The sequence below is a fragment of the Gemmiger formicilis genome, from assembly GCF_024462815.1.
In the GTDB taxonomy this organism is placed as follows: Bacteria; Bacillota; Clostridia; order Oscillospirales; family Ruminococcaceae; genus Gemmiger.
This window is the reverse complement of sequence record NZ_JANGCG010000113.1, coordinates 1-215: the sequence shown is the minus strand read 5'-3', so window position 1 is coordinate 215 and position 215 is coordinate 1. Positions and strand designations below refer to the sequence as shown.

Here is a 215-nt window from a genome sequence, read left to right as displayed (position 1 = left end):
TTCCGGCAGAGCTCAAGCAGTGCCTGACCGAGCATTACCGCGTGGACAATCTTGGCAACTATGACGAGATGCTGCGTGCCGTCGCGTACTTCACCTTCCACTATGGCAAGATTGACTGGATTGAGTCCAACAACGGATACTGGCTGGAAATGGATGCCCAGCTGCGCCCTGATTTCAACATCAACACCGGCGCCAAAAATGACTTCATCGAGCGC

Annotated in this window: 1 pseudogene; it reads left to right on the top strand. The window is 54.0% G+C overall.

Features of this window, described 5'->3' with window-relative positions:
• Nucleotides 1-215, top strand: a pseudogene (locus tag NE623_RS14680) (ATP-grasp domain-containing protein); the annotation flags it as partial.